Raw genomic sequence first — 5,290 nt, 5'->3', positions numbered from 1 at the left:
AGATGAGAGGCTTTGCCACTTTCCTTTATGTTCCCGGTATAACCGGTCAATCCGACTTTTGTATCCGGATAAACGATATCCCCTTTTTCCACAAAAACAGAATCTAAATGAGCATATAAGGATTCAATTCCTTCAGGATATGCAATCCTAACTATTTTCCCATATTCAACCATAACAGGAGTTTTATTTCCCCGAAAATCTTTTCCGATTGCTTCAATTTTGTAATGCGGATTTCTACTGATCTTCGTTACAATTCCGACTGGAAAAATCGGATAAACAGGTGTTAACCTCGGTACAAATAAATCAATTCCCTCGTGAATTCTGGAGATATTACCGGTAACACGATAACATCCGTAAATATCTATCAATCTGGAATTTACTTCTTCTCTCATTAATTTTTTAAAACTTCTCCCATCACCAAAAGGTGAAGTCAGAAAAAAACTATTTTGGATGAAATTTTCTGTAAGTAAAAATTGATTCGATTCAAAATCCAATCCGTTTACAATTTTCAAATTATTATTCTTGAAAGTGATGATTTTATAGCTATCTAATTTTTCATTAAGAGCTTTATTCTTCAGAAAAAATGAAATGGAAAAATAGCCCAATGCCATAATAATTATCACAAATATAAACGAGGGGATTCTTTTTTTTCTATACATTATCTAATCCTTCTTACAATTAATTTACAAATTCCAAAACATCTATTTCACTTCTTCCTGATACTGCAATCGGTAAAGATTGTAATAAATTCCGCGTTTTTTCAGCAATTCCTGATGCGACCCTTCTTCAACGATTTCGCCTTTATGAACAACAATTATACGATCAACGTGTTGGATTGTGGAAAGGCGGTGAGCAATTATGATTGAGGTGCGGTTTTTCATTACTTTTTGCACAGCATCTTGAATGAGCATCTCGGTTTCCGTATCTATATTTGCAGTAGCTTCGTCCAGCACAAAAATGCTTGGATCGGAAACAAGTATCCGAGCAAAAGCAAGCAATTGACGTTCCCCTGCTGATAGCGATGATCCACGCTCTTTCACGATTTCATCGTATTTATTTGTCAATTTGTTAATAAATCCTTCTGCATTCACGAATTTGGCAGCTTCTTTTATTTTCTCGATAGAGATGTTTTCTCCGAAAAGTGAAATATTATCCCGAATTCTATCGGAAAAAATGAAAACATCCTGCTGGACTACTCCAATATTTTTCCTTAAAGTTTGCAAATTATAATCTTCCAAATGGTTGCCGCCAATGAAAATGTTCCCCTTCTGATAGGGATAATATCTGGAAAGTAATTTTGCCAACGTAGTTTTTCCACCACCGGTTTCACCCACGATTGCCACACTTTCACCTTGACTAATTTTCAGATTTATATTTTTCAGAACGTATTCATCATCTTTATAAGCCATCCAAACGTTTTTGTATTCAATTCCACCTTTGATTTTTTCATTTGAAATTTTCTCTGAGAGATAATCTTCAGTTTCAGTATCAAGCACCGAAAAAATCCTCTCAAGGGCTGCCATTGCCGACTGCACAACATTATATTTCTGGCTGAGGTCATAAAGCGGGTCGAAAAAACGTCTTACATAGCTGATAAATGCAACCAAAACTCCGAGCGACATCATATCCGCCATAATCTGTCCGCTTCCATACCAGATTATGAGGGCAATGGAAAGATAAACGAGAACATCAATAAAGGGACGAAAAATTGCAAAAACTTTTAATTGTTTCAATTCGGCAAAATAGTATTCCAAAGTTGTTTGCTTAAACTCGTCATATTTTTCCTTTTCCTGATGAAACAGCTGAATCGTCTCCATACCGGATATGTTTTCGGACAACTTTGTATTGATTTTTGCGAGTTTTATTCTCACCTCTCGATAGACCAATCTTATGTATTTTTTGAATTTCATCAAAAAAAAGTAAACCAACGGAAGCACCAAAAAAGTGATAAGAGCAAGTTTGTAATTGATGAGCAACATTATGATAATTATTGCACCCATCATCACGAAATCCTGAATAATGGTAATCAAGCCTTCACCCAACATCTGGGAAAGAACTTGCAGGTCATTTGTAACCCGCGTTACCAACCTTCCGACCGGATTCTTGTCAAAATATGACATAGGCAATTGCTGCATATGCCGAAAAACTTTTATGCGAAGATCATACATAGAATGCATAGATGCCCATTGATTCAGATAAATTTGGAGATAATTCAAGGCAAACCGCATAATGATAATAATGAGAAAAATGAGAGCAAGTTTCATCAATCCTTGAATATCTTTAATTCGCAATTCCTTCATATCCTCAAGAGAAATTCCGGTCATATCCTTCTGGGGAATTATGTAATATTTCCCAAATGATTCAAATTTATCAGGATACTTTTCTGCAATTTTTGTGTTCTTTTCATTCTTGGGGAACTTTGCATAAAAGTCGGTTTTTATTACCTTTTTTGTTTTTAACATGTGAAATTCCGAAGGAGGCAATTTATCAATGTTATAACTTTTTATCAAAATCCTTTTTCCTGCTATTTCTTGGGCAAGTTCACTATATTTTCCCGAGAAAGATTTTAAGACTTCCGGATATTCACTCAAATTTAAAATTTTGAGGGATGGATTAATGAAATTGTCAATCCCGTATTTCATCAAATATGGAACAGCTGTGCTGGAAATGGCAACAATGAGCAATAAAATTAGGGCAATGCCAAATTGCTTTTTGTATGGAACCAGATACTTGAACAGTCTTTTCATCAAAGTTCTATCATAAACTTTTCTAACGGTTTCTTCTTCAAAATATGTGTTTTTCATGTTTTAATTCCTTTTAGCATTTCAGCAGGTCAGCCAGTCAGCAGGTCAGCATTTCAGCACAACCAAATTGGTACATGAGTAATTTTGTTTTCACGAAAAAATTCTCCATCGTATAAAACATAAGCCATTTTTATTTCTGAATTTCCGAGCATAAAATAATTTAAATTATTTATATTTACTTTTTTAGATTTTACTTCAACGGGAGTTAATTTGGTTCCTGTTTCAATTATGAAATCTATTTCTTTATTACTTTTAGTTCTCCAGAAATGAAGTTTTGAGCCCAAATCGGATTTTTTTAATAATTCACAAAATACAAAATTCTCCAGAATTGCTCCTTTATCAAATCTTTCATCAATCGGATTGAACTGCTGGATAAGATAATTTCTTTATAAACATTATTGTTAAGTCAATTTAAAATAAATTTCTAAAAAAGTCCGAACTATTTCTGAAAATTTTCTAAAAAATTCCAGACTTTTTAAGAATTAATTTGCAAACAGTTCATCGTTTTTGCAACTTTTGTCCCGAAAATATTTACAGTTCATATTCTTCTTTCAATTTCTGTTTATTGTAAATATTTGCATAAATTCCATTGGCTTGTATCAGTTCTCGATGATTGCCAGATTCGGCAATTTTGCCATCTTCGAGAACAATGATTTTATCGGCATGCTGCATAGTTGAAATTCTATGAGCGATAATAATGCTGGTTTTTTTTTGCTGTGAAGATTTCAATCCTTCCAAAATTAATTCTTCAGTTTCCGTATCAACAGATGAAAGAGCATCATCAAGCACCAAAATGGGTGCTTTTTTAATAAGCGCTCGTGCGATAGCTAATCTTTGCCGTTGACCACCGGAAAGGGAAACACCTCTTTCGCCGACAACCGAATCCAACTGATTATCCATTTCCAAAATATCTTTGTGAAATTGGGAAACTTCGATAATATTTGAAATATCTTTTTCAGAAGCGGCTTGATTTCCCACTTTGATATTGTCTTTCACTGAGGAAGCAAAAAGAAAAATATCCTGCGTAACCACGGCGATATTACTTCTAAGCACAGATAAAGGAATTTCAAAAATATCTTTTCCATCAATAAAAACAGTATTTTCCGACGGGTTTTTCAAACGGGTAATAATTCTGATTATCGTACTTTTTCCGCTTCCGATCTTTCCTACAATTGCCAGTGTTTTACCTTTCTCGATTGAAAATGAAACATCTTTCAAAACCTCGTTTTCCGAATCAGGATATGTAAAAGAAAGATTTCTTACTTCGATATCACCCCGAATTTCCGTAATGGTTTCATCAACTTTTTCCGTATCTACTATTTCCGATTTTTCTTTCATTATCTTCCGAATTCTAAGCAATGAAGCGGTTCCGCGTTGGTAGAGATTTGTAATCCAACCGATGCCAATTACAGGCCAAACCAATAACTGCAAATAACTATTGAACGCTACGAATTCTCCGATAGAAATTTTGTTTAAAATTGTAATCTTCCCACCAAAATATAATAAAGACATCATGCTAAAACCGATAATCATAAACATTAACGGGAAAAACATGCCCCACAATTTCACTACATCAATTCTCTCGTGGACAAGTTTCATAGATTTATCTTTGATTTTTTCAGCAAATTCCTCTTCCCTTACAAAAGATTTGACTAACCTAATCCCGGAAATAATCTCCTGCACTTTTCCGGACAGGTCAGCAAAACTTTTTTGCACCTGAGCAAAACGTTTATGAATTCTTTTACCAAAATAGATCATAATAAAGGTTACAAACGGTAAAGGAATTATTACATAAATCGTCAGCCGAAAATCTATGTTTGCCATAAAAATGAGAGTCGGAATCATCATAATAAAAACATCAACGGCTAACACACTGGCGATGCCGAACAGCATGCGAACTGCTTGCAGATCGTTGGTTGCATAAGCCATTAGTTTGCCCGTATTATACCTCTGATAAAATGTGGCAGACAATTTTTGCAGATGGGCGTAATATTCATTTCTAAATTGTCGTTCAATCCTAAAGGCATTTGTGATAAGAAGCAGTCGCCACAAAAACCGCAGAACAGCCATAAATAAGGCAAGGAAAAATATTAGCAAAGCAAATTTGAAAATTATTCCGGTAGTGAAATCGGGTGAATGCAATGTATCAATGATATGCTGAATGATCTTCGGTATGGCAAGCTGAGCCGCATCTACGAGAAGGAGACATAAAATCCCCAGCAGAATTCTTTTCCAATATGGTTTTAAATATGAAATGATTAGTTTAATATTTTTCATTAAAATCCTTTTTACCTCGAAACACACTGAAAACACGAAATATATTTTGTTCTAACTCCTTTTCTTCCTCTACCCAAACCTCTCCTACCGAGGAGATGGCTAATAAAAAGCCTCGGCGGTTAGTAGATGAGCTGTAAAAGACGAAAAAAGATAATTTAATGTTTTTCATAGGTTGTTTTCACAATTTTAATTAGAGTCTATCCGTAAAG

4 protein-coding genes are annotated in these 5,290 nt (G+C 34.4%); all 4 read right to left on the bottom strand.

Features of this window, described 5'->3' with window-relative positions; translation table 11 throughout:
• Positions 1-659 (bottom strand): M23 family metallopeptidase (locus U9P79_02635; protein MEA2103526.1); only part of this gene is annotated, 659 nt, incomplete at its 3' end.
• 42 nt (positions 660-701) lie between these two features.
• A complete protein-coding gene (locus tag U9P79_02630) occupies positions 702-2,804 on the bottom strand; it encodes an ABC transporter ATP-binding protein (GenBank protein MEA2103525.1) in 2,103 nt (700 codons plus the stop codon).
• Between the two features lie 531 nt (positions 2,805-3,335).
• Complete coding sequence (locus U9P79_02625; protein MEA2103524.1) at positions 3,336-5,081, bottom strand: ABC transporter ATP-binding protein; 1,746 nt, start codon at positions 5,079-5,081, stop codon at positions 3,336-3,338.
• Positions 5,068-5,250 carry a hypothetical protein gene (locus U9P79_02620; GenBank protein ID MEA2103523.1) on the bottom strand — a complete coding sequence of 61 codons (183 nt, stop codon included), beginning with the start codon at positions 5,248-5,250 and terminating at the stop codon, positions 5,068-5,070. Before U9P79_02620 ends, U9P79_02625 begins: the two co-directional genes overlap by 14 nt.
• Between the last annotated feature and the right edge of the window lie 40 nt (positions 5,251-5,290).

Source organism: Candidatus Cloacimonadota bacterium (genome assembly GCA_034661015.1).
GTDB lineage: Bacteria > Cloacimonadota > Cloacimonadia > JGIOTU-2 > JGIOTU-2 > JAYEKN01.
The sequence above is the reverse complement of the archived record's forward strand: the minus strand, read 5'-3'. Positions and strand labels throughout refer to the sequence as shown.